Genomic DNA, 24,881 nt, shown 5'->3' with positions numbered 1-24,881 from the left:
GATGACCGCAAACCTAATCGCTGCCTCGCTTCCCGTTGCATCACTCCCAACCGGTGAAGACATATAATACACATCACATTTACAAAACGCAACTACTTTTTACATCTTTTTCAAGGTTTTTTAAAAATTATCATTTTAACCACTTTAATGCACCATTATTAATGAAAATATGTTCACGCTTTATAACAGTTATAATAATCTTAGATCTTACTAAAACCATTAAATATTCAAATTAAATATTTTTAAAAGAAATAATTCTTATTCAACAAAACCATCTGTTGCTTTAACTAAAGCCTCTACAATTCCTGGCTCGCTTATAGAGTGACCTGCATCTGAGATTATCTCTAGTTTTGCTATTGGCCATGCTTTATGTAGATCCCAAGCAGAAGCTGCTGGACAAACCATATCGTAGCGACCTTGTACAATAACTCCAGGTATGTTTACTATTTTATGAGCATTTTTAAGCAGTTGAGCCTCTTCTAAGAAGAGTTTATTTTTAAAGAAATGACATTCAATTCGTGCAAAAGCTAAACTAAACTTATCACCCGCATATTTGAGTATAGCTTCCTTATCCATAAACAACTTGCTTATTGATGCTTCCCAAACACTCCAAGCAATAGCGGCTTTTTGTTTAAGAGCCTCATTCTCACCCGTGAGTATATTATAGTAAGCAGATAAGAAATCATTTCTTTGCTCCACCGGGATTGGTTCTACATATTTTTCCCACATATCAGGAAATACTTCACTTGCACCATGTTGATACATCCAAGAGATTTCTTTAGTTCTACCAAAAAAGATTCCCCTAAGAACAAGTTCTGTAACAACTTCAGGATACTTTTGAGCATAAGCCAACCCTAGAGTACTACCCCAAGACCCTCCAAACACCATCCATTTATCTATACCAAGCTTTTTACGAATCTTCTCAAAATCCTCTATCAGATGTTGAGTAGTGTTTTCTTCAATCTCTGCAAAAGGCGTGCTTTGTCCACAACCTCGTTGATCAACTAAAACAATGCGATATTTATCTGGATTGAAATATCTCCTGTAACTTGGCTGAATACCTCCGCCAGGTCCTCCATGCACAAACACAACAGGCTTGCCTTTTGGGTTACCACATTCTTCAAAAAATATTATGTGAAGATCTGACACTTTTAACAACTCTTTATTATATGGTTCTATTTCTGGATATAGTGACATGACAATTCCCAAAGTTAATTACTATCATTCAACATAATACTCCCAACAAATTGACATTTAAATATATAATTTACCACTCATACTGAATTTATTTCTGTCTTACACTATTCTTAATATGTAGTAAGCTATAATGGTTTCTTAGATTGACTCAATAATCTTTGTAATTATACTTTTACTTTATAATATAAACATAAAAGGAATTGAAGAAATGACTCATGAATATCTGCTCTGGATAGCTCTTGCTGCTTATAGCATTCATGTACTAGAAGAGCTTATACTTGATTGGAGAAGCTGGGCAAGATCATCATTAGGCCTAAAGCAAATGCAATGGAGTACATTCTATACTGCAAATGCTGCTGTAATGTTTATCTCAATATCTTCTGCAATGGTAGGTTGGCATTTACCAGCCTTCGGCTTGATAATAGCAGCTTTAATGCTTATCAATGGAATATTTTTTCATATTCTGCCAACGATATTCCAAAAAAACATATCTCCTGGTGTAATTACATCTATATTACTTTTCTTGCCAATCTCTAGCTGGATTTATTATGGAGCATATTTAGATGATGTATTGAGCATACCTACATTTACTATATCTTTAATTCTAGGAGGGTTATTAATGGCTTCTCCACTTATATTCTTGAAAATTAATGACAGAATTATTAAAAACATTAGCAAAGAAGATGCCTCTCAATAGAGATGTTTCCTTATTTACTATTGCTTAACCCATATAAGGTCACTTGTGTTATAACCAAGTTCTTTAGCTTTAGATACAAAATCTTCTTTTACATTTTTAGGCACTGTAGGTGTTCTAGATAACAACCATAGATAATCTTTATCATCACCAGCAATATAAGCATATTTATAATTATCATCTAACTCAAACACTATGTAAGCACCATAAAACGGCCTAAAGAATGAAACCCTTAAGAATGCTGTATCTTGGTTACCAACAAATTTTGCTATACCATCTGCGTAAGTTCTTTCACCTGTTTTAGCATTAACACCACTATTAACTACTTTGATTGAACCGTCAGAATTTAGACTGTACTCTGCTGTTACATTAGTCATACCTTTTTCAAAACGATTATCAAAACGAGCTATCTCATACCATTTACCAAGATACTTTTTTGCTTGAAAATTTTTAACCGGCTCTATATTTGAAGGCTTTGTAACACAGCCACTTAAAAATACCACACTAACAGCAAATAGACATATAATTACTTTTTTCATCTTAAAACTCTTAATACTTTTGTTATAACCATTAATATAATAAACTACTTATAGCTACTTTAAATAATTAAACTTTCTTAACCTATGCAAACAAACTACTTAGATTTTATTAAAAAGCCAGATATATCGAATATTAAGACTTTTGTAATAAGTGGTGATGAACCACTACAAAGGTTTAATACTATTGAGAAAATAACTGACTCATTTAAAGATAAAGGTTTTGAGATAGTTAGACACGATTTAACTGAACAAAAACATGACTCACTATATGACGAAGCTGATAGCTTAAGCTTATTTGCTATGGATAAGCTTGTACAATTCAACATCGAGAAACCACCACAAAAAAATCTTCAAAAAGCACTAATCGAAAACTTAACCAAATCCAGTGATAATGTTTATATTTTAGTATTTCACGGATTAAAAAAACAAACCTTAAGTGCTAAATGGTTTCAATCAATTACAAATAATGCTGAACACATCCATATTTATCAACCAAACTTTCAAGCATCAATTAATATAATTAAATATGAAATCACTCAGACTAACTTAAAACTAAATGATAATGCTATTGCACTTTTAGCTCAAAAAACAGAAGGTAATCTAATAGCCACAAAGCAAATACTAAAGCTTTTAAGCAGACAAAATGAAAATAATTTTGATGAGGTTAGCATTAGGCCATTTTTACACGAACACGCCAGCTTTGATGTGTTTGATCTATCTGATGCTATATTAATGCAACAAAAAGCTAAGGCTTTAACTATATTAAACAGTATATTGATAGAAAACGATAAACCTCCTCTTGTGCTTTGGACCTTAAAAAAAGAATTGCGAATACTTTCTCAACTTAAGGCGACTCAAAATACCTATTACCAGAAAATATTTAAAGATAACAATATCTGGGCTTCCAAACAAAAGTACTACTCTAGTTTGATAAATAAAATTAACCTTTCAACAATCACTAATGCCTTGGAAAAATGTCTTGATGCAGATCTATATATTAAAGGCGCAAAAAAAGGCAATATAAAACTCACTCTAAACGAGATTACATACAGTCTTTTTTAAATTTATAATCAATATTATTGGCTTTCAAACATTTACTTTTTTGTACTAATTGGTATTATAATATTTGAAACAACAAAATAAAGGATTTTAATAATGAGAGTAATGACAGCCGAGTATATTTGGATTGACGGAAGCATGCCTGTACCTGAGCTTCGCTCAAAAGCTAGAGTTCTTCCTTTCCAAGAAATTGCGAGCGCTACAGATTTTCCAGACTGGAGCTTTGATGGCTCATCTACTAATCAAGCTACAGGCGATGACTCTGATTGCATATTAAAACCAGTAAACTTTGTATTTGATCCACTTAGAGAATGTGGCTATCTTGTACTTTGCGAAGTATACAACCCAGATAACAAAACTCCTCATATAACAAACAACAGAGCTAAATTACGCTCTATTCTTGATAGTTCAATAGATCACGATATGTGGATTGGTTTTGAACAAGAGTATACAATGTTTCAAGATGGTAGACCGTTAGGTTGGCCAACTACAGGTTTCCCTGGACCTCAAGGGCCATATTACTGTAGTGCCGGATCAGAAAAAGCATTTGGTCGCGACCTTGTAGAAACTCACATGCAAGCATGTCTTGATGCGGGTATTTTATTCTACGGAATAAACGCTGAAGTAATGCCTGGTCAATGGGAATTTCAAATAGGCCCTAGAGGTGTAGACGGCGAAGATGCTGGTATACTAAATGTATCTGATCATACTCATTTAGCGAGATGGTTATTAGAAAGGCTAGGTGAAGAGTACGATATAGCAGTTTCATTTTCAAACAAACCTATCAAGGGTGACTGGAATGGTGCTGGTATGCATGCTAACTTCTCTACTATAGGTACTAGAAGTGCTGAAACAGGTAAACAGACTATTGATAACATTGTCAAAAATTTAGAAAAAAATCATGCTAAAGATATCTTGGATTATGGGTTTGGTTTAGGCGATAGATTGACAGGTGAGCTTGAAACTAGTGACATTAACACGTTCAATGTTGGTGATGCTGATAGAGGTTGCTCAATCAGAATACCACGCCCTGTTGCTATCAAAGGCTATGGTTACTTTGAAGATAGAAGACCTGGTGCTAACTCTGATCCTTACTTGGTTTCCGCAGCTCTTGCAGCAGCAACAGTAGCATAAACTTCTTTCAGAATTCTTTTTCTTTGTTATTCTTTAAACAATACATACTTCCACAAAACTAATTAAAATAAATAAAGGCTCATAATGGAATCTAATAAAATAAACAGTGTTGAAGTTTGCACTATTGGTGAAGAGCACTATAAAACAATTTTTGAGGCTATTTGCGACAAAACTGGACATATCACTAAAATGGATATAATAAGCCATTTGAAAGATAATGGTATTACTCGAAGTGATCCCAGAATCAAAAAACTCAACAAGAATCTAGAAGATTATTCAAGAAGAGACAAGATTGATTTTGAAGGCTTTATAGAAATAAGCTCAGAATGTATAAGCCTTATTGAAAAATCAATAAATAAAGGATTCATAATCCCTGATTTCAATGAGTTCGAAAAAGAAATAAGAGAAATTTTTAAAGAGGTTTCTAAAAATGCTGAAGGACAGGTAGCTACATATATCCCTCAATTAGCGCGCGTAAACCCAGATCTTTTTGCAGTAGCTTTTTGTAGTGTTGACGGACAAATGATAACACTTGGTGATTATAAGCAACCATATTGTGTTCAATCTACATCTAAAGCCATATCATACTGTATAGCAACTGAACTTAATGGTGAAGAAAAAGTCCATCAACATGTAGGTAGGGAGCCAAGTGGTGTTACTTTTAACGCTATTGCCTTAAACAAACATAATTTACCGCATAATCCGATGATTAATTCAGGTGCTATTATGACATCCTCATTAATAAAACCTGAAGTTAATTTAGCTGATAGGTTTGAATATGTTACCCAAGTTTGGAGTAATCTTGCCGGTGGTGAACACATCGGTTTTGATAATGCCACTTACCATTCAGAAAAAGAAACTGCCAATAGAAACTATGCATTAGCTCACTTCATGAAAGAGGTAGATGCTTTTCCTGAAGGTACAGATATCCATACAACTTTAGATTTTTATTTCCAAAATTGCTCTATACAAGTAAATGCAGTCAAAATGGCAAAAGTAATGTCTACTTTTGCTAATGGTGGCATTTGCCCTCTTACAAATAAAAAAATATTTTCACCAACAACAATTAGAAACTCATTATCTATGATGTACTCTTGTGGAATGTATGACTTCTCAGGAGAGTACGCCTTCTCAGTAGGCTTACCTGCGAAATCAGGGGTATCAGGCTCTTTAGTGATTGCTATACCGAATGTTGGGGGGTTTGCAATATTTTCACCAAGGTTAGATGCTAATCATAACTCTGCTAGAGGTGTTGATTTCAGTAGGCGTCTAATAGATAAGTTTAATTTCCATAACTATGACAATATTGATAATAATCTAAAAATCAATCCAATAGAAAACCGTATGATGGTTGAGTCAAATCTTACTTTTGAGCTAATATGGGCAGCAAGTACAGGTGATTTAACCGAAGTTCGAAGAAGTGTCGCTCTAGGTGCTGACATTAACAAAGGAGATTATGATAATCGTACAGCTCTACACCTAGCAGCAGCTGAAGGTCATGATGATGTAGTAAGGTATCTTTTAAATAAAGGTGCTGATGTATCTACAAAAGACCGCTGGGGAATGAAAGCTATTGATGATGCTAAAACCAATAGTCACGATGATATAATTAAAATCTTAGAGACTAGCTAATAAAACTATAATAAGTGTTCTAATATATTTACCATACTTATTTCTCTATAATTAAGCACTTTTCACATTGCAAATACTTGTTTAAATATATCAATAATACTATCTTTTGTTACCCGCATTATTTATAGACTTACACACTATAAAACAACGAAAACAAAAGTAAGTATAATACGTCGCTATCCTATAAATCTAAGTTAATCTGTATTTTTCACATATACCCAATCTCAATAAATACTGCTTTTAATATAAAAATAATATTTGATTTTTTGACTTAATTTATATATCTTTTATGTTTGAATTTACTTAAACCAAACAGGAAATTATTATGATTAACAAACTTCTCTCACTTATTGAAAGATTTATATTTGCTATCCGTTGGATTCAAGCGCCTATATATATATTACTTTCTTTTGTACTTTTTGGTTTTATCTACGAAATATATCATGAGCTTTATATCCTATTCACTTCTATAGCAACTTTTGATGAGGATAAATTAATCATATTAGCACTGACTTTGTGTGATATCGTTTTAGTTGCTAACTTAGTTGTAATTGTCGTAATAAGTGGCTACGAAAACTTTGTAAGTAAAATGAATTTAGATAGAAAAGATGGTGGTCAACCTGTTTGGATTAAAAAGCTTTCTCCAAATGCTGTAAAACTTAAAATTGCAGGCTCTATCATTGGTATATCATCAATATCATTATTAAAAAAATACCTAGAGATATCTCAAACAAGTGATAGAGACTTAGTATGGGCTGCCTCTATCCATCTTGTTTTTGTGATTTCTGCATTACTTATTGCAGCAACTTCATTTGTTGAAGGTAAGTCTCATAAAGCTAGCTACGATGATGATCATTAATATATGAAAAAAATAGCTACAATCATAATCTTAATAGCACTTACTAGTATTTATTTCTTAGTTTTTTATCAAAAAAATAGCGTACCATCATGTGCTTCTAGCGATGTTAAGCCTAAACTAAATACTTTGGTTAGACAGATACTCAATCAAACGAGCTCTCAAAAAAGCATTCAATATAAAGTATCTGACATACAAGAAACTAAAGTTTATAAGCATAGTCGAATTTGTAAATCCAAACTTAATTTTAAAGATGGGACAAATACAAGTATTTCCTATGCTGTAGAGAATAACAAAGGTAAAACAGAGGTCAGAATTATACCGGGTGGATAGATTTAGAACTATTTTTAAATTGACAGTTGAAATATCTTAAGCTTATCAACCAATTATTATTTCCTACGACCTAAATCCTCATCTTCTTTAGATCCTTTAATAATTCTAGTGCGTTCATCACATGAAATTAACATATTATGCTCAAACTCAAAAAAAGCATGCACTTCTGCTATAACTTCCTGATTACTTTCTTTCTTTTTTAAATAGACTCTATGTAGTGAGGCTACAATATTTTTTTCTTCAATAAGGTATATAAAGTCAAAAGAAATACTCTCTATTATTTCGCGCTGCTTTTGAATATGCTCAATAAAATCAATATAGTCAATTTCATGTCCATCAACTATTTGCTTGTAATCCTTACTAACAAATTTTTCAAGATATTCTTTTGGATTAATTTGAGAATTATAAACATTCTCAAATAATGATTTTATAAGGTTTTTCAACATTTATCCTACTCAGGCTTCATATGTGGAAATAAAATTACATCTCTTATAGATTGAGAATTTGTCAGATACATCACAAGCCTATCAATACCTATACCTTGACCTGCTGTTGGTGGCATACCGTGCTCTAATGCTCTTATGTAGTCTTTATCATAAGGCATAGCTTCATCGTCACCACCTGCAGCAGCTTCAACTTGTTTTTTAAATCTTTCTGCTTGATCTTGAGCATCATTAAGTTCAGAGAAACCATTTGCAATCTCTCTAGCTCCGATGAAAAATTCAAATCTATCTGTAAAATCAGGATTACCATCTTGGCGACGCGCAAGTGGAGATACTACAGCAGGATAATCTGTAATAAATGTTGGTTGAATAAGCTTATGCTCAGCAACTTCTTCAAATATTTCATTAATAAGATGACCAAGCTCATAGAAAGACTCTACTTTTAGGTTCAAGCTTTCTGCAATTGCCTTAGCCTTATCAAAATCAGTTAAATCTTCTACTGTGATAGTATCGCTATGCTTAACGATAGCATCTATCATCGAAATTCGTTCGTATTTACCAGCAAAGTTAATTTTGTACTCACCATACTCTAACTCTGTTGAGCCTGTAACTTCTTGTACTAGCTTAGATAGCATATCTTCTGTTAGATCCATAAGATCATTGTAGTCAGCATACGCCATATAGAATTCTAACATAGTAAATTCAGGGTTATGACGCGAAGATACGCCTTCATTACGGAAATTACGATTTATCTCGTAAACACGCTCAAAACCGCCAACAACTAGTCTTTTTAGATAAAGTTCTGGAGCTATACGCAGATATAATGGCATATCTAGAGCATTATGATGTGTTTTAAATGGTTTTGCAGCAGCTCCACCTTGTAATACATGCATCATCGGAGTTTCAACTTCCATAAAGCTTAATTTATCAAAGTAGTTACGAATAAAACTTACTACTTTAGAGCGAACCTTAAATACATCACGAGCGTTATCATTTGTAATTAAATCCACATATCTTTGACGATATCTCATTTCCTGGTCTGCAAGACCATGGAATTTATCTGGCAAAGGGCGGATAGCTTTTGTCAAAATCTCAAAATGACTAGCTTCTACAGAAAGCTCACCTGTATTTGTCTTAAACATAGTTCCAGACACACCGATGATGTCACCTAAATCACACAAACTTTTAAAAGTATCGTACTGACCCTCAGGCAAATCACTCTTTTTCAAGTAAACTTGTACACGACCAGAATAATCTTGTAGAGTAATAAACGAAGCCTTACCCATTACACGGCGTAAAACCACCCTACCTGTAACACTATACTGCTCTTTATTCTCAAGCTCTTCTAGCTCAGGTTTTGAAAAGCTTGCATATTTATTTTGCAAATCATTTGCCACAATATTTCTTCTAAAACTATTTGGGTGGCTTATACCATTATTTTGGTCAGCTAAAGTTTGTAGCTTTTCTTTTCTCAAAGTCATTTGAGAATTTTCTTGTAACTCTGTTATTTGTTTTTTAACTAATGATGCCGATAGCTCTTTTACGCCATCACTTTTTTCATCAAGACCTTTTCCTGTGATGATATTTTGCACCTGCTCACGAATTTTGCCTCTTACAGCATCTTTCATTACAACTTCATTTGCTTCTAAATATTCTTTGATAGAAACTTTGATTAAATCCTTTAATTTACTGCTCATTTATACACCTGTAATTTATAGCGAGAATTGTCTTTTAAGTTTAAGCTACCTATTATACATAATATTTATTGAGTTATATAGACACAAACTATTTGGAAATGCTAGATTTTAGCCAAAGTATTTATTATCAACTACGCTCTAGTAGCTTCCAAATTCTCATTACCTCCTCTTATACCACTCCCAATACAAATTAAACTTTTTAAAACTATAACTTTTGCCTATAATTAGTTAAATCTCTTTTACTTAAATAATAAAAATGAGTCACCATAGTTTATTTGTATTACTTTGTATCATTACGGCATTAGCAAGTTATATTAATCTAAAATATCTTAAGCTGCCAAAACCTGTTGGTTTGATAGTTATTAGTGGTGCTTTTTCTTTAACTCTACTAGTTTTAATAAGTTCTAAACCACACTTGTTTGATCCTGTTTATAATTTACTGGATAGTGTTAATTTTAAAGAGGTTGTATTACACGGTATGCTTGGCTACTTGCTTTTCGCCTCAGCAATGCATCTGAATCTATTAAACCTTAAAAAACATTTTTTAGGCGTTTTAACTCTTTCTAGCTTAGGAGTAATTATCTCAACATTTATCATAGGTACCCTTGGATGGCTAATTATCCCTCTCATTTTAGGCAAACAAGTTCCATATGTTGTATATCTATTAGTGGGGGCTATAGTTTCCCCTACAGATCCTGTTACAGTATTTGCCGTTTTCAAAAAAAACAAAAATGTTCCAACAAGGGTTAAATCACTCCTAGAAGGTGAATCACTATTTAACGATGTAATATCCATAGTTCTATTTATGATATTAGTATCTATAGCATTTGGCTCAAATACAGACATTTCTGTTTTACATATTGCTGAACTGTTTTTTCAAGAAAGTCTAGGAGGAATATTATTAGGGATATTATTAGGTATAGTTGGTATCTCACTAATGTATAACTCTAATGATAGTCATACTTTAATTATTATTTCTTTAGCAATCGTTAGCTCAGGATTTTGGCTAGCTCAACAACTTGAGGTTTCAGGTCCTCTAGTAATGGTTGTATCTGGACTTATTATTGGTAACAGCAAATTTAAAAGTAGACTATCTAACAGAGAGGTCAAAAAATTCACAGATTTTTGGTTAACAATTGATGAGTTATTAAATGCATTTTTATTTGTTTTAGTCGGAATAAAAATATTAGAACTAGATTATTCGAATAAAATACTATTTGTTGGGATAGTGTCGTTTATTATTACAGTTATTGCTAGATATATAAGTGTTGCCATATCTGTGTTTTTACGAAACAGAGGTATTCCTAAAGACTATAGTCGGAGCAATATTGTAATGACATGGGCGGGATTAAGAGGAGGAGTATCTATTGCGCTAGCCTTATCCCTACCCATGGACAGTAGGTATGTACTTTTATTTTCTATTGTATATATTGTTGTAATACTATCTATATTTATTCAAGGAACCACATTTAAAAACTTACTTGATAAGTTTTATGGTTAGCCTATAATCCACTTTTTAAACTAGCTTCAATAAATTTATCTAAATCACCATCAAGCACAGCTTGGGTATTACTACTTTCAACACCTGTGCGTAAATCTTTAATACGCGATTGATCAAGCACATACGAACGAATTTGACTTCCCCAACCGATGTCTGATTTAGAATCTTCTAGAGCATCTTTTTCTGTATTGCGTTTTTGAAGCTCTAGCTCATATAGCTTAGATTTAAGCTGCTTCATCGCACTATCTTTATTTTTATGTTGCGACCTATCACTTTGACTTTGTACTACAGTGTTTGTGGGCACATGAGTTATACGCACAGCTGAGTCTGTCTTGTTGACATGCTGTCCACCTGCACCACTTGCTCGATATGTGTCTATGCGTAAATCTGCAGGGTTGATTTCTATGTCTATATCATCATCAACTTCTGGTGAAATGAATGCCGATGCAAATGAAGTATGGCGCTTACTATTTGAATCAAATGGAGATTTTCTAACAAGTCTATGAATACCTGTCTCCGTGCGTAACCAGCCATAAGCATACTCACCTTCTATCTTTAGAGTACAACCTTTTATACCGGCTACATCACCATCAGAGACATCATCAACAGTCACTTTAAAGCCATGACTATCTGCCCAACGCATATACATCCGCATTAGCATTTCAGCCCAGTCTTGTGCTTCTGTACCACCTGAGCCTGATTGAATATCAAGATAAGCATTATTTGCATCCATTTGTCCTGAAAACATTCTTCTAAACTCAAGTTTTTCAATCTCGGTTGTGATTTCTTGGGTATCGTTTGCAATTTCTTCTAATAAAGACTCATCTCCATCTACCATTTCAAGCAATTCTGTAAGTGCTTCTAAAGTCTCTACAATATGGTCGCAATTATTCACCACACCCTCTAGCTCGACCTTTTGCTTACCAAGATTTTGAGCATATTCGGGTTTATCCCATACAGAGCCATCTTCTAACTCCATCAAGACTTCTACCAGCTTTTCTTTTTTGACATCATAGTCAAAGATAGTCTCGTAATGATTGAATACGAGCCGTTAATTCTTTTAACAAAGATTTATAATTTACAGATTCCATTTTGTGACTTTTTATATAGAAATTTTAATATGTAGATTTTATATTTTTGTGAATTTTTTTACAACTAGATTGCTAACTGAAGTTACTAAAGGTCTACACTTTTAACATTAAATGATATTTTCTTGTATATGTTAAGTCCGTTATGAGGAAACACATCATTTTCTTTTTTTTCATTATGTAGTTTTGTAATATTAAAATTATAATCAATCATTTCCTCATGATTAAACTTAGCTCGCTTTAGATGGTCTAATGGAAAACCCTTTTGCTGAGGTGATACAAATAATGCTTGTGCAACTCCATCTGCACCTTCAAGATCATTAATAGATCTATTTGAAACCATACCAACTACTAAACCATAAGCAAAATTTTGTATAGAAAGAATCTTAATAGCAGATTGTACCCTACTTAAGCCATATATATCGTCTGTATAGGATGGTACTATAATCAAATCCGGTTCAATTTTGGCTAATTCTATAGATATATTTGCAAATTCACTGGTATAGCATATTAGAATTACAACCTTACCTTTATCTGTATCTAATACTAGTATATTGTCACCCTTACCATTATATCCAACTGCTAATTCTACAGGTGTTAAGTAAATCTTATCATGCTCTATAATCTCACCGTTTGGTAATGCTACAATCAAAGTATTATAAATCTTCTCATCAATGACCCTCACAATTGTTCCACCTACAATTGTTATCTTCTCTTGTTTAGCTAAATTTAACAAATAAGCTTTATAATTATCATAAAACTTTGCTAGATTAAGAAGAGAACTTTTCTTCCAAGGTAAATCGTATATCAAATTAAGAGTATTATCTTCTGGAAAAACAACAATATCGGCATTTTGCTTTTTTGCATCTTCCACATACTTTGAAACATCTGCTTTAAACTCTTCAAACGACTGTTGATGTGCAAGCATTTGTACTGCGGAAACCTTTATTGAATCAGCAAAACCTAAATTTACAACTAAAGTAAATACTAACCCTAAAAACACCCTGAACTTCATTATTAGAAAACATCTCTTTAAAAAAATATTACTGTAACAATACCCTTTATAATTTATTTTTTCAATTTGTTTAATATATCAACCCCATAAACTATAAAATGAGAAAGCCACCCAATAATACCTTATTCTTTTTAGTTAACTTTGTTATCATTTATTCAAGGACTTTACTAATATAAAAAAATTTATGTCATATCAAGCATTAGCGCGTAAATATCGCCCTCAATCCTTCTCCGAAGTTGCAGGACAACAGCATGCTCTAAACAGTTTAGTTCACGCTTTAGAAACACAAAAAGTTCATCATGCTTATCTTTTTACAGGTACGCGTGGCGTGGGCAAAACTACTCTTGGCAGACTACTTGCAAAATGTTTAAACTGCAAAACTGGTGTAACTGCAGAACCATGTAATGAGTGCGAAAACTGTGTAGCTATAAACAATAATAGCTTTATCGACCTAATTGAGATAGATGCAGCCTCGCGTACAGGCGTTGAAGAAACTAAAGAGATATTAGATAACATCGCTTATATGCCTTCTCAAGGTAAATACAAAGTCTACCTAATAGATGAAGTACATATGCTTTCTAAACAAAGTTTTAACGCCCTGCTAAAAACTCTTGAAGAGCCACCGGAATATGTCAAATTTATATTAGCTACAACTGATTATCATAAAATCCCAGTAACCATACTTTCAAGGTGTATACAACTTCATCTTAAGCATATTTCTCAAACAGATATTAAAGCACAAATAAATGAAGTTCTTACCAAAGAATCAATCGAATCAGATCAACAATCTCTAGATTATATAGCATACCATGCCAAAGGTAGCTTAAGAGATGCTTTAAGCTTGACTGACCAAGCTATAAGCTTTTGTAACGGTAAGCTAGAACAAGCTAAAATAAAACAAATGCTCGGTGTTGTTGACAATGAAGAGGTTTATACTATAGTCAAAGCTATTATCAAAAATGATCCAAATGCGATACTACCCGCTGTGAAAAACCTAACATTAAGCGAATCAAATGCTGAAGCTGTGCTTGATAGGATTGCTGAAATATGGTTTAGCTGTTGTATATATAGCTTCACGCAAAGCCTTGATGCCATAAATGATATAGACATTGATATAATTAATGAAATTTTAGCTCACCTTTCTGTAGAGCAGGCTCACTTTCTGTATCAGCTAACGATATCTGCCAAAAAAGATATTTCACTAGCACCAAGTTTTGAAACTGGTGTGACTATGGCTGTGCTTCGTCTTATTGCATTTCAAAAAAAAAGCCTAAATAGTAGCGAGGCTACAGATTCAAAACCTGTTGGGGCTAATCTTTCACAAGAAACTAGGAAGGATATTTCTCGACTTAAAGAAGAATTTAAACAACCGACTAAAGCAAGTCCTAGCGTAAATAATGCTCAAGAGTCTAAAGTTTCTAAACCTATAGTAGGAGACTTACCTAAACCTGAAACCGCAACTGCAACGCAACCGCAACCGCAACCGCAACCGCAACCGCAACCGCAACCGCAACCGCAACGCGATGATACACCTTTAGATACAAAATGGTTTAATCTTTTAAATAAAATCAAAATAAAAGGGTTCACTAAGACTCTAGCTTTTAACAGCAATCTCGCAAAAGTTACAGATAACCATTTTGAAATTCATTTAAATGATGATGCTAAAAAGACTCTTGAACTAGACCCGCAATGTTTATCTAAGCTTCAAGCTAGTATTGGAGAATATTTCAAAAATCCAAGCTTTAGATTAGATATAAAAAACCATCAGACAAACCTAACAAGCTCCAACCAAAAATCTCCCGCAGAAATTAAAAGGCAGAATGCGGTAGACTTAGTTAATAATAATAAAAATGTAAACCTGATAAAAGAGACATTAAACTTGGATATTCTGGATAAAAACATTATATTAACTGATTAAAACAATACTTATACCAATAACTTAACTCCATTTTTGCTCATATTCTTTTTTATTCCAACCAGTTCTAGCAAAATCACCTTCTACTACTAATGGTCTTTTAAAAAGTAATGCATCTGTAACTAGGAGTTTGAAAGCTTCTTCTTCAGATAGGTTAGCAAACTTTTCTTTTAAACCCATCTCTGTAAAAAGCTTACCGTTTGAATTAAAAAGGTCTATTACTTCAAAGCCACCTATTTGCTTTATTTGTTGCATTTCTTGCCATGTAGGCTTTTCTTTTCTCAAATTCACATACTCTACTTTTCTACCTTTTTCTTCAAAAAACTTAAGAGCATTACGCACACTTGTACAATTATTGATTCCAAAAACTTTTATCATTTTTATCTCCGTAACTTTATTAAACATTAAAAAAAGAATCCTTTTACACCATCAAACATCATTTCAACAGCTAAAGCTGTTAAAAATAACCCCATAATTTTTGAGATTATGTCCATTATATTATGACCTAAAACTTCTAAAATTTTAGGTAATTCTCTAAAAAATAACCAAAGTAAAAGAGCTACAAAAACTATACAAGCTGTAGCAATTATTTTAGCTTCTACTGTAGCAAAATAAACATGAACTTCTGAAATGGTAGCTACTAAAGTCCCAGGACCTGCTACCAAAGGCATTGCCATTGGTACTATCGCTAATTTTTTTGAATCAGTATGAACACTTGTGTTTTGAACTTGTGGAATAACTCCTATAACCCTCAAACCAAAGAAAAGCACAACAATACCTCCGCCAAACTTAAAAGCATTAATGTTTATACCAAAAGCATTTAATACGCTTATGCCAACCCATGCAACAACAGTTAAAATAATAAATACTGCGATAGCTACAGTAAGTGCAAAAACATTTTTCTCTTTCCTATTTAAAGAGTCAACTGCATTGAGATATATTCCAGAAATCGAAAATGGATTAATTATAGTTAGTAAAGTAACTATAAATTTCAAGATTATCGTAAGATGAACGCCTAAAATTATCATTAGATTTTTAATTTTAATATAACTGTTATAGATAGTATTTATCTATAGGCAAAATGTAAACCCTACTCAAAATATATTTGATTATTATTATATGTTTTTAGAATTATATCTAACTCTTGTTTAGTAAGTTTATGAGATAATTTTGGTAGGTTTTCCATATCAAACCAATCAACTTCTGTTACTTCAAAGTTAGGGTTATTTTCGCCACCAACTATTTCAGCTAAAAAAACTAAACTATAAACATTATAGATCTCACTTTGAGTGTAATTATTTCTATCCATCAATGCTAAAAATTTTGTAACTTTTATGTCAAAGCCAGTCTCTTCTTTAACCTCTTTCACACAGGTTTCAACCGGAGATAAATCAATATCACACCACCCACCTGGAATAGTCCACTCGCCAGGAGTGTCTATATCTTGAGCCATCAAAAGCTTGCCATCGTTGATAATAACGACTCTTACACCAGGTTGAGGAGTAGGATAATAAGTATCTCGATATATATCATACGGTTGAACTTCAGACTTTATATATTCATGAAGCATTTTAGTGCTTAACTCTAAAAGCTCATGATAATTATCCAATGCATATTCACATTTAGAATACACAACTCCTGTATGAGCTATCGCATTTACTTTTTTTATAAATTCAAAGATTTTATCTTGATTCATTTTTTGGTGTTTTATTAGAAGCTGATGATGTCACCTTATCGTTTCCAAGATTACTTTTATCGCGTCTTTTTACAATAGTAAAAATAGTTATACCTATTACTGATATAGCCAAAACCACAAAAAATATTTGTGTAAACAAAAACACTGCTTGTTGCATATTATTAAACCTTATTTATTCTTTTTATGCCCTTTTTTATTTGGCTTACAAGCTTTTAATTCATCCCTTGTAGTTGCTTTCTCAACACAAGACATACCCTCTTGCATTCTTGTAATTATCTGCTGTTTTTTAGCTTCAAATTTTTGTTGATGATTATCAGAGTTTTGGGAGTCTGCAAAAACCATAAAAGGTATTAGTAACACTGTTGACAATAATACTTTTTTCATATCAATAATCCCTAAATACTAATTGACTACAACCCCAATAATACCATAACACAGAACTTATTACTGCTTTTTAATATCGGCGATTTTGGCTTTCCAGACTTTAGGACCTTGCTGATGAGCAGACACTCCATTTGAGTCAACAGCTACTGTTACCGGCATATCTTCTACTTCAAACTCATAGATAGCTTCCATACCTAAATCTTCAAAACCAACAACTTTTGCTTGCTTGATAGATTTAGAAATAAGGTAAGCTGCTCCGCCTACTCCCATAAGATATATAGCTTTATTTTTCTTGATTGAATCAATAGTATCTTGTCCACGCTCAGATTTGCCTATCATACCCATTACACCTACGTTTTCTAGCATAAACGGCGTGAACTTATCCATTCTAGTCGCTGTTGTAGGACCAGCTGGACCAACTACTTCATCACCTACAGGGTCTACAGGGCCTACATAATAGATAAATTTATCTTTTAAGTTCACAGGAAACTCTTCGCCAGCTTCATACATATCTTTTAAGCGTTTATGAGCGGCATCACGACCAGTAAGAATTTTACCACTAAGTAAAATATTGTCACCCGACTTTAACTTTTGAAAATCTTCTTTTGTTGCCGTTTCAAGATCAATACGCACAACATCATCATTTTGACTCTGCTCGATAACTGGCCAGTCCTCTAATCTTGGAGAAGGTAAATCTACAGCTCCAGAGCCATCAAGTGTAAAATGCACATGACGAGTAGCAGCACAGTTTGGTATAAGTGCTACAGGCTTACAAGCCGCATGTGTTGGGTACTCGTTAATCTTCACGTCAAGCACAGTTGTAAGACCACCAAGACCTTGCGCCCCTATACCTAAAGCATTAACCCTATTAAAAATCTCTAGCCTTAACTCTTCAGTCTCATTTTGTGGGCCGTTTTTGATAATATCTTGCATATTTATCTCTTCACCAAGCGACTCTTTAGCTAAAAGCATAGATTTTTCAGCGGTACCACCAACGCCTATACCAATTATACCTGGAGGACACCAGCCAGCACCCATAGTTGGCAGCATTTCTTCTACCCAATCAGCAATACTATCACTAGGGTTTAGTACTTTAAACTTTGATTTAAACTCTGATCCCCCACCCTTTGCAGCAATATCAATATCAATCTTATCGCCATGTACTAAATCTATATGCACTATAGCAGGAGTATTATCTTTTGTATTTTTTCTTGCACCATGTGGTGGGAATACCATAGATGCTCTAAGAGGATTATGCTCATCAGCGTAACCTTTTTTTACACCCTCATTTACAAGTTCTGTAATTGTGCGACTAGTATCATCAAGTTTCGCATCCATACCAACCTTCACAAATGCACAAACCATACCTGTATCTTGACAAATTGGGCGTTGTCCATAAGCAGACATTCTTGAATTTATCAAGATTTGAGCCATTGCATCTTTTGCTGGTTTTGACTCTTCACGATTGTAAGCTTCGTACATTGCATCTACGAAATCTTTTGGATGGTAGTAAGAAATATACTGTAAAGCATCCGCTACACTATCAATTAGATCCTGAGTTTTAATAACTGCCATAATTTATATTACCTTGAGTTTTACTATTTAGAATTGCTACAAAGTATTATAACAGTTGTAATATTTTTTTTAAGCTTGTTTTATATTGAAGCCTTAGAGTCTTTTAAAGATGCGATAACTAGATTAACAACATTGTAGCCAATCACCAAAATCAACAAACAATGAAGCTGAAATGTCGTTAATGATGTAACAATATTAAAACCAATCACGACACCAACAATACCAAACAACCCAACTATAAGGATTTTTTTAAGAGGAATTTTACCTGCAAAAATAAACGCAAAAGTAGTAACTGGTTGCTGAATAGCTCCTGCTGTAGTCATAATAGGAAAAGCAACTAAAGGAGACATACCAAGCAAAAAGAGTATCGCCTGCACTATTGCAAATAACCCAACCCCAAAGCACACTAAGAACCCAGCGATAAACATCCCAAAAAAACCTAATACAAGCTTAGTCCCAGCTAATGCGACCAAACTTCCTCCTATTGGAATTAAACCTAACAGGTTAGTAAGTAGCAAAAAAATAACAACTATAAACGAGCTTATCATGATAAGTCTAATTTTCTTCGCATCTATTTTTGATGCATATATACCACCAATAAATCCTCCCAGGGTCGCTCCTAAAACTAAAGTGATTAGCGTTAAGGCATCAACATGTAAAACTCCTAAAAAAAAGACTGCCTCTATAGCTCCCGGAACAACTTGAGCACCATTGGCTAAAGCTGGTAAATCTGCATCTTTTACAAGTTTAAATGTCTTTGCTATAGCAATATTTATTGCAAAGCTTCCAACACCTATTGTATCTCCTATAAACGCTATAACTCCTGAGAAAGCTAGCATTATCGCCTGCCAGAAACTTAAAGTTGTTTCTTTATCTTGATGTGTTGCAACTTTATATACCATATATGAAAAACATGATAATGTTAAAATCACGATTAGTGTAACGACTATAAAATACATATACCTATGAACATCTCCAATAAAAGATAAATATTGTACTGTTTTGATTCTAAAAAACAATTTTGATATTGCAAAACCTAATCTGTGTACTAAATGTTTATTAGTGTTACATACACAATACTACTCACACAAAAAAATACAAACGCCACTATCACAGCATTTATCATATAATCTTTGCGCGACTGCAAGAGTCCTCTTTTGAAGCTAAACCTATACAAAACACGAACTACAACTACTGTAACTATCAATGCCACTACAACTGCTAACAAACTTGCCAAAATCATCTTCTACACATCCACAAAACTTATATTTTTATCAAACCATTTTTTAATCAGCTTATCCGCCACCTTAGGTTCATTTTCACTTATTTCATCAGCTAATTTTGAGACTTTCTCAAAACTATCATAATACTCATTTATATCGAAAGTTGTAAATGATGATAATCCAGACTGTTCTTTACCAAGTACATCTCCAGCACCTCGAATTTCTAAATCTTTTTCTGCCAAATAAAAACCATCTTGTGACTCACGAACAAGAGATAACCTTTTCTTGCCAATCTCACTAATTTTATCACTATATAGTAATATACAATAACTCTCTTTTGAGCCTCTCCCAACCCTACCACGCAACTGATGAAGCTGTGAAATACCTAGCCTTTCGGCATTATCTATTATCATAATACTCGCATTTGGCACATCAACCCCGACCTCAATTACAGTTGTAGCAACCAATATATCATACTTAGCAGCTTTGAAATCACTCATAACCTGGACTTTTTCTTTAGACTTCATGCTCCCATAAACTAACCCAACCCTTTCAGCACCCAGCTCTTGCGAAAGCTCTTGGTGTAATGATTTTACATCCTGCAAGGTATCTAGCTCTTCAGACTCTTCAACTAGCGGGCATACCCAGTAAACCTGTTCTTTATTTGCAACGGCTTGTTTTAGCTTGGCGACAAGATTTTGTTTTTTAGCTCTATTAAGAATAGTTGTAGTTATTGGCTTACGATTTGGCGGTAGCTCATCAAGTATCGAAAGCTTCAAATTACCATATAAAGTCATCGCCAGCGTTCTAGGAATAGGCGTTGCAGATATTATTAGCTGATGCGGGGCTTGAAAGTCTACCCCACTACCTTTTTGCATAAGAGCCAGGCGCTGTTCCACACCAAAACGATGTTGCTCATCGACGACGACTAGTCCAAGATTGCTATATTTTACTCGCTCTTGAAATATCGCATGCGTGCCTACTACTATACACCTTTTAAGAGTGCTTATTTTCTCCAAACTAGTACGAGTTTGCTTAGCTGTAAGCTTACCTAAGAGTGGTACTATTTCAATATTCGTATCGGTAAAAAAATCACTCAAAAATGCAAAATGTTGCTCTGCCAATATTTCAGTAGGTGCCATTATCGCAGCTTGATAACCTGAGCTTACACAAGCATATAGCGCCATTGTCGCAACTATAGTTTTACCAGCCCCCACATCGCCTTGAAGCAGACGTATCATAGTATCATTACTGCGTACATCTGTGAGGATTTCAGCTATAGTTCTATCTTGTGCTGTTGTAAGTTCATAGGGGAATTTTTGTTTGAAGCTTAGTAAATCTTTATCAGCAACTTTTAGACTAGGCGAGCTAGTTTTAGTGCTATCCTTTTTTACACTTTCTTCCGCTAACTTATAAGCAATCATCTCTTCAAATTTTATAGAGTAACGAGCTTTTAGAAGATATCTTTCTTCAAGAGTATTTGCTAATGCGTGGATTATGTACAATGAATCTGTATAATCTAATAAACCATATTTCTTTAAATATTTTTGAGGCAATAAATTCTCAACAGTCTTTGACTGTAATACCTTCAACACTATATTAGACACAACCTTATCAGAAACTTTTGCTAACCGATAAACCGCTGATATTTTCTGTTCAATCGTTGATTTGCCGTTCTTAACAATTGACCACTCAGGATGTACCATTTGTGTACTTGAAGATAAACCCACCTTACCATAACATCGCACAGTTTCAGCATTCTCAAGCATCGATATTTGATTTGGATAAAAGCGAAACATCACAATAGTACAGCTAGCAGTATTATCTGTAACTACAAATTTCAGAAACTTCCTCCCAAATCTATTATGGCTAATATGACTAATTCGGCCTTCTATAAGATATGTATAACCAAGCTGAAGATTTGCTATAGGTGTAACATTTCGAGTATCTTTATACGCTTTTGGAAATATAGTTAAAATTTTTTCAGGAGTATTTACTCCATATTTTTCAAGCATTTTTACAGTAGCCTCACCTACACCGGAGCAATCTAACAATTCCATAAAACACTTAAAAAATGAAACAAAACTATATAAATTTTAACAGCTTGATAGTAAATGTGAACAAACTCATTGCTAAAGTAAGTCATTATTGATAAATTCTTCGTACATATAATATATTAATACAGGCGATTTAAATGTTGAAAAAATCTCTACTCTTACTGGCTCCGTTATCAATAATAGCACTAGCCCTTTCAAGTTGTGGTCAAACGGGTGAGCTCTACCTACCTAAGAAAGAGGTAGTTAGCTCAGGCTCGACAATTGCTGCTTCTGGTTCGACAATTGCTAAAAAAGATACTGTGAAAGTCGATAACGACCCTACTTCACCAGTAAGAAGTAGTGATCCACAAGCCACAGAATTAATCGATTCTGGCGATGGTTCTGGCTTCCAACAGAACATAATGAACTCAGCAGGAGCTGGTGGCCCTCCAGTTTAAAAACTACATTTACCAAAAAAAAGATCCATCTACTCATCTTATCTGAATTTAAGCATTTACTTTTTGGCTTAAAAGTACTAAAATTGTCGAGATATTCTTAAAATGATAATAATGATTATGCCCAAAGGAGGGTTCTAAAAAATGTCTAAAGTATGTATGGTTACAGGCAAAAGGCCTGCTACAGGAAACAATGTATCTCACGCTATGAACAAAACTAGAAGAAGATTTTTACCAAATCTTCACACTCATAGATTTTGGGTTGAAAGCGAGAACAAATATATTAAATTAAAAGTTAGTGCTAAAGGCATGAGAATTATTGACAAAAAAGGTATTGATTCAGTTTTAACTGAAATTCGTGCTAATGGTCATAAAGTATAAAATATTTAATAAAGGATAAATACAATGAGAGAAAAAATCAGATTAGTTTCTTCTGCTAAAACAGGTCACTTCTACACTACTACAAAAAATAAAAGAGAAATGCCTGGGAAAATGGAAATCAAAAAGTTTGATCCTGTAGTGCGTAAGCATGTGATGTATAAGGAAGCTAAAATCAAATAGGATTCTTCTAACCCTCAACTAGGAAACCTTCTCATGAAACAAGCTTTTCATTTTAAAGGTGGTAATTATACTATAAGTGCAATTAGTATAAATGTTACTGAGCTTACTCAGATTGAAAGTCTACTTCACTCTAAAGTTACTCAGTCAAAGTCTTTTTTCCAAAACACTCCTTTTGCTATTGATATTCGAGAAATAGATCAAGATGAAAACTGCGACCTAGCTTTTGTTGAAAAAGTACATGGATGTTTTAAATCTAACGGTATGATTCCAGTTGGGTTTGTTGTTTCAAATCAAGAATTAAAAACACAAATTGCTAAAGCAGGCTATAACATCCTGAAAAACACTAAAATAAAAGATAGCTCCTCGGATTCAGAAACCGAGGCTACTTCTACAAAAATTATAAACTCACCAGTAAGAACTGGGCAGTCTATTACCGCTAGAGACAGCGATGTAATCATTACTGCAAATGTAAATAATGGTGCAGAGATAATAGCTGATGGTAGTGTTATCGTTTACGGTAGAATTGGCGGTAGGGTTATAGCCGGTAGTTCAGGAAATACAGATGCAAAAATCATCTGCAAGGACCTAAAAGCTGAACTTGTTTCTATCGCAGGAAAATATGTAACATTAAATAATGAAAGTATTCCGGTTGATGAAAGATACAAAGATGGATACATTGTCTATCTTAATAATGATAAGCTTCATATTGAAGGTTTTTAAAAAAATTTAAAGTCAGGGTTAAAAAATGAGTGAAGAAAAAAAACAAGGTAAAGTATTTGTAGTAACATCTGGTAAAGGTGGTGTTGGTAAAACAACCTCAAGTGCTGCAATTGCTTACGCATTTGCTAATAGAGGAATGAAAACTGTTGTTATCGATTTTGATGTGGGCTTAAGAAACCTAGATCTTATAATGGGTTGTGAAAGAAGAGTTGTTTACGATTTGGTAAATGTAGTAAAAGAAGAAGCTACTATTAATCAGGCAATCATAAAAGATAAGAGAGTTGATAACCTATACATAATACCAGCATCTCAGACAAGAGATAAAGATGCTTTAAATGAAGAAGGTGTTGATAGAGTTATTAATGAGTTAAAGAACTCGTTTGATATAATTCTTTGCGATTCACCAGCAGGTATTGAAAAAGGCTCTTTAATGGCTATGAGATGCGCTGATGCTGCGATAATTGTTACTAACCCAGAAGTATCTTCTGTAAGAGATTCAGATAGAATTTTAGGCATGCTAGGAAGTAAAACACTTAAAGCTCAAAAAGATGGTGAATTTAAAGAAGTCTATTTATTATTAAACAGATATGATTCAGCTAGAGCAAAAGCTGGTGCTATGCTAAAAGCTGAAGATGTTGAAGAGATTCTTTATACTAAAATAGTTGGGATTATTCCTGAATCTAGAGAGATTTTAGAAGCATCAAACAGCGGACATCCAGTAACTCACTTTGCAGACACAACAGCTTCAAAAGCATATTTTGATGCAGTGGATAGAATACTTGGAAAAGATATTCCAATGAGACATACTGAACAAAAGACTAGCTTCTTTAAAAAATTAATGGGTAAATAAATTATGTTTGCAAAACTTTTTGGACTAGATAAAAAACAAAAGAGTGCTTCCTTAGCAAAAGAAAGACTTCAAATTATTGTTGCTCACCAAAGAAATGAGTTACAGCCAAAATCAGCTAGAATCAGCAGTCACCTACTAGCTGAACTTAAAGATGAAATAATTGAAGTTGTAAAAAAATATGTTGCGTTATCTGAACAGAATATTCGAGATATTGATCTTAAGGTTGAGGATAGTAGTAAAAACTCGACTATAGAAGTTAACATCCCTTTTAACTAATC

The 24,881-nt window shown here is 33.5% G+C and carries 29 protein-coding genes; 14 read left to right on the top strand and 15 right to left on the bottom strand.

The window, feature by feature from the left end:
- Positions 1 to 258: 258 nt before the first annotated feature.
- Entirely contained in the window at positions 259 to 1,197 is a 939-nt protein-coding gene (gene pip / locus FLM55_RS07495; RefSeq protein ID WP_178948708.1) for a prolyl aminopeptidase, read from the bottom strand.
- A gap of 208 nt (positions 1,198 to 1,405) precedes the next feature.
- Here pip and FLM55_RS07490 point away from each other — a divergent pair, with 208 nt between their 5' ends.
- Positions 1,406 to 1,894, top strand: coding sequence for an HXXEE domain-containing protein (locus FLM55_RS07490; RefSeq protein ID WP_178948707.1), 489 nt, complete (start codon positions 1,406 to 1,408; stop codon positions 1,892 to 1,894).
- A gap of 17 nt (positions 1,895 to 1,911) precedes the next feature.
- Here FLM55_RS07490 and FLM55_RS07485 read toward each other — a convergent pair whose 3' ends face one another.
- Positions 1,912 to 2,430, bottom strand: coding sequence for a lipocalin family protein (locus tag FLM55_RS07485; protein WP_178948706.1), 519 nt, complete (start codon positions 2,428 to 2,430; stop codon positions 1,912 to 1,914).
- An 84-nt stretch (positions 2,431 to 2,514) separates the two neighbouring features.
- On the opposite strand from FLM55_RS07485, the gene holA reads away from it, so the two are divergent.
- From holA to FLM55_RS07460, 5 genes are all read left to right on the top strand, one after another.
- Entirely contained in the window at positions 2,515 to 3,492 is a 978-nt protein-coding gene (holA, locus tag FLM55_RS07480; protein ID WP_178948705.1) for a DNA polymerase III subunit delta, read from the top strand.
- Positions 3,493 to 3,585: 93 nt separating this feature from the next.
- Positions 3,586 to 4,623, top strand: a complete 1,038-nt coding sequence (locus FLM55_RS07475; protein ID WP_178948704.1) for a glutamine synthetase beta-grasp domain-containing protein — start codon at positions 3,586 to 3,588, stop codon at positions 4,621 to 4,623.
- Between the two features lie 84 nt (positions 4,624 to 4,707).
- Positions 4,708 to 6,255 (top strand): glutaminase A, encoded by a 1,548-nt coding sequence (gene glsA / locus FLM55_RS07470; protein ID WP_178948703.1) that lies wholly within the window; start codon positions 4,708 to 4,710, stop codon positions 6,253 to 6,255.
- Positions 6,256 to 6,580: 325 nt separating this feature from the next.
- Positions 6,581 to 7,114, top strand: coding sequence for a TIGR00645 family protein (locus FLM55_RS07465; RefSeq protein ID WP_178948702.1), 534 nt, complete (start codon positions 6,581 to 6,583; stop codon positions 7,112 to 7,114).
- Positions 7,115 to 7,117: 3 nt separating this feature from the next.
- Complete coding sequence (locus FLM55_RS07460; RefSeq protein ID WP_178948701.1) at positions 7,118 to 7,444, top strand: hypothetical protein; 327 nt, start codon at positions 7,118 to 7,120, stop codon at positions 7,442 to 7,444.
- Positions 7,445 to 7,500: 56 nt separating this feature from the next.
- On the opposite strand, the gene FLM55_RS09435 is transcribed toward FLM55_RS07460, so the two are convergent.
- Together FLM55_RS09435 and lysS are read right to left on the bottom strand one after the other, a co-directional pair.
- The gene (locus FLM55_RS09435; protein WP_218644479.1) at positions 7,501 to 7,890 is read right to left on the bottom strand and encodes a nuclear transport factor 2 family protein; all 390 of its coding nucleotides are present in this window, start codon (positions 7,888 to 7,890) and stop codon (positions 7,501 to 7,503) included.
- A 5-nt stretch (positions 7,891 to 7,895) separates the two neighbouring features.
- The gene (gene lysS, locus FLM55_RS07450; RefSeq protein ID WP_178948700.1) at positions 7,896 to 9,584 is read right to left on the bottom strand and encodes a lysine--tRNA ligase; all 1,689 of its coding nucleotides are present in this window, start codon (positions 9,582 to 9,584) and stop codon (positions 7,896 to 7,898) included.
- 256 nt (positions 9,585 to 9,840) lie between these two features.
- Here lysS and FLM55_RS07445 point away from each other — a divergent pair, with 256 nt between their 5' ends.
- On the top strand, positions 9,841 to 11,085 hold the full coding sequence (locus FLM55_RS07445) for a sodium:proton antiporter (protein WP_178948699.1): 1,245 nt from the start codon (positions 9,841 to 9,843) through the stop codon (positions 11,083 to 11,085).
- A 1-nt stretch (position 11,086) separates the two neighbouring features.
- On the opposite strand, the gene prfB is transcribed toward FLM55_RS07445, so the two are convergent.
- Both prfB and FLM55_RS07435 read right to left on the bottom strand, forming a co-directional pair.
- A protein-coding gene (gene prfB, locus FLM55_RS07440) for a peptide chain release factor 2 (RefSeq protein ID WP_178948698.1) occupies positions 11,087 to 12,176 on the bottom strand; the annotation gives its coding sequence in 2 pieces (ribosomal slippage) (positions 11,087 to 12,103 and positions 12,105 to 12,176; 1,089 coding nt in all).
- Positions 12,177 to 12,261: 85 nt separating this feature from the next.
- Positions 12,262 to 13,188, bottom strand: a complete 927-nt coding sequence (locus FLM55_RS07435) for a nitrilase-related carbon-nitrogen hydrolase (RefSeq protein ID WP_178948697.1) — start codon at positions 13,186 to 13,188, stop codon at positions 12,262 to 12,264.
- 184 nt (positions 13,189 to 13,372) lie between these two features.
- Here FLM55_RS07435 and dnaX point away from each other — a divergent pair, with 184 nt between their 5' ends.
- A complete protein-coding gene (gene dnaX / locus FLM55_RS07430) occupies positions 13,373 to 15,106 on the top strand; it encodes a DNA polymerase III subunit gamma/tau (RefSeq protein ID WP_178948696.1) in 1,734 nt (577 codons plus the stop codon).
- 21 nt (positions 15,107 to 15,127) lie between these two features.
- On the opposite strand, the gene FLM55_RS07425 is transcribed toward dnaX, so the two are convergent.
- The 9 genes from FLM55_RS07425 to FLM55_RS07385 all read right to left on the bottom strand — a co-directional run bounded on the left by FLM55_RS07425 (position 15,128) and on the right by FLM55_RS07385 (position 22,041).
- Positions 15,128 to 15,481, bottom strand: coding sequence for an arsenate reductase family protein (locus FLM55_RS07425; RefSeq protein ID WP_178948695.1), 354 nt, complete (start codon positions 15,479 to 15,481; stop codon positions 15,128 to 15,130).
- A gap of 26 nt (positions 15,482 to 15,507) precedes the next feature.
- Positions 15,508 to 16,131, bottom strand: coding sequence for a MarC family protein (locus tag FLM55_RS07420; protein ID WP_256868864.1), 624 nt, complete (start codon positions 16,129 to 16,131; stop codon positions 15,508 to 15,510).
- Between the two features lie 62 nt (positions 16,132 to 16,193).
- Positions 16,194 to 16,799, bottom strand: coding sequence for an NUDIX hydrolase N-terminal domain-containing protein (locus tag FLM55_RS07415; RefSeq protein WP_112870552.1), 606 nt, complete (start codon positions 16,797 to 16,799; stop codon positions 16,194 to 16,196).
- Positions 16,786 to 16,956 carry a hypothetical protein gene (locus tag FLM55_RS07410; protein ID WP_178948694.1) on the bottom strand — a complete coding sequence of 57 codons (171 nt, stop codon included), beginning with the start codon at positions 16,954 to 16,956 and terminating at the stop codon, positions 16,786 to 16,788. Before FLM55_RS07410 ends, FLM55_RS07415 begins: the two co-directional genes overlap by 14 nt.
- Positions 16,957 to 16,967: 11 nt before the next feature.
- Positions 16,968 to 17,183: a hypothetical protein gene (locus FLM55_RS07405; protein ID WP_178948693.1), complete on the bottom strand. Its 216-nt coding sequence runs from the start codon at positions 17,181 to 17,183 to the stop codon at positions 16,968 to 16,970.
- A 60-nt stretch (positions 17,184 to 17,243) separates the two neighbouring features.
- Positions 17,244 to 18,758: a fumarate hydratase gene (locus FLM55_RS07400; RefSeq protein WP_178948692.1), complete on the bottom strand. Its 1,515-nt coding sequence runs from the start codon at positions 18,756 to 18,758 to the stop codon at positions 17,244 to 17,246.
- Between the two features lie 80 nt (positions 18,759 to 18,838).
- Positions 18,839 to 19,717: a sulfite exporter TauE/SafE family protein gene (locus FLM55_RS07395; RefSeq protein WP_178948691.1), complete on the bottom strand. Its 879-nt coding sequence runs from the start codon at positions 19,715 to 19,717 to the stop codon at positions 18,839 to 18,841.
- A gap of 89 nt (positions 19,718 to 19,806) precedes the next feature.
- Positions 19,807 to 20,001: a hypothetical protein gene (locus FLM55_RS07390; RefSeq protein WP_178948690.1), complete on the bottom strand. Its 195-nt coding sequence runs from the start codon at positions 19,999 to 20,001 to the stop codon at positions 19,807 to 19,809.
- Between the two features lie 3 nt (positions 20,002 to 20,004).
- Positions 20,005 to 22,041, bottom strand: coding sequence for an ATP-dependent DNA helicase RecG (locus FLM55_RS07385; protein WP_178948689.1), 2,037 nt, complete (start codon positions 22,039 to 22,041; stop codon positions 20,005 to 20,007).
- Between the two features lie 134 nt (positions 22,042 to 22,175).
- Here FLM55_RS07385 and FLM55_RS09430 point away from each other — a divergent pair, with 134 nt between their 5' ends.
- From FLM55_RS09430 to minE, 6 genes are all read left to right on the top strand, one after another.
- Entirely contained in the window at positions 22,176 to 22,475 is a 300-nt protein-coding gene (locus FLM55_RS09430) for a lipoprotein (RefSeq protein WP_218644478.1), read from the top strand.
- A 141-nt stretch (positions 22,476 to 22,616) separates the two neighbouring features.
- Positions 22,617 to 22,853 (top strand): 50S ribosomal protein L28, encoded by a 237-nt coding sequence (gene rpmB / locus FLM55_RS07375; RefSeq protein WP_112870558.1) that lies wholly within the window; start codon positions 22,617 to 22,619, stop codon positions 22,851 to 22,853.
- Between the two features lie 24 nt (positions 22,854 to 22,877).
- Complete coding sequence (gene rpmG, locus FLM55_RS07370; protein ID WP_040009078.1) at positions 22,878 to 23,033, top strand: 50S ribosomal protein L33; 156 nt, start codon at positions 22,878 to 22,880, stop codon at positions 23,031 to 23,033.
- A gap of 33 nt (positions 23,034 to 23,066) precedes the next feature.
- Positions 23,067 to 23,753: a septum site-determining protein MinC gene (minC, locus tag FLM55_RS07365; RefSeq protein WP_112870559.1), complete on the top strand. Its 687-nt coding sequence runs from the start codon at positions 23,067 to 23,069 to the stop codon at positions 23,751 to 23,753.
- A 25-nt stretch (positions 23,754 to 23,778) separates the two neighbouring features.
- Positions 23,779 to 24,603 carry a septum site-determining protein MinD gene (minD, locus tag FLM55_RS07360; protein ID WP_112870560.1) on the top strand — a complete coding sequence of 275 codons (825 nt, stop codon included), beginning with the start codon at positions 23,779 to 23,781 and terminating at the stop codon, positions 24,601 to 24,603.
- Positions 24,604 to 24,606: 3 nt separating this feature from the next.
- A complete protein-coding gene (gene minE, locus FLM55_RS07355) occupies positions 24,607 to 24,879 on the top strand; it encodes a cell division topological specificity factor MinE (RefSeq protein WP_112870561.1) in 273 nt (90 codons plus the stop codon).
- Positions 24,880 to 24,881: the final 2 nt, after the last annotated feature.

Source organism: Francisella sp. Scap27, from assembly GCF_013394105.1.
Classification (GTDB): Bacteria; Pseudomonadota; Gammaproteobacteria; order Francisellales; family Francisellaceae; genus Francisella; species Francisella adeliensis.
Note: the sequence above shows the minus strand (reverse complement) of the source record. Positions and strands in the feature narration are given on the sequence as shown.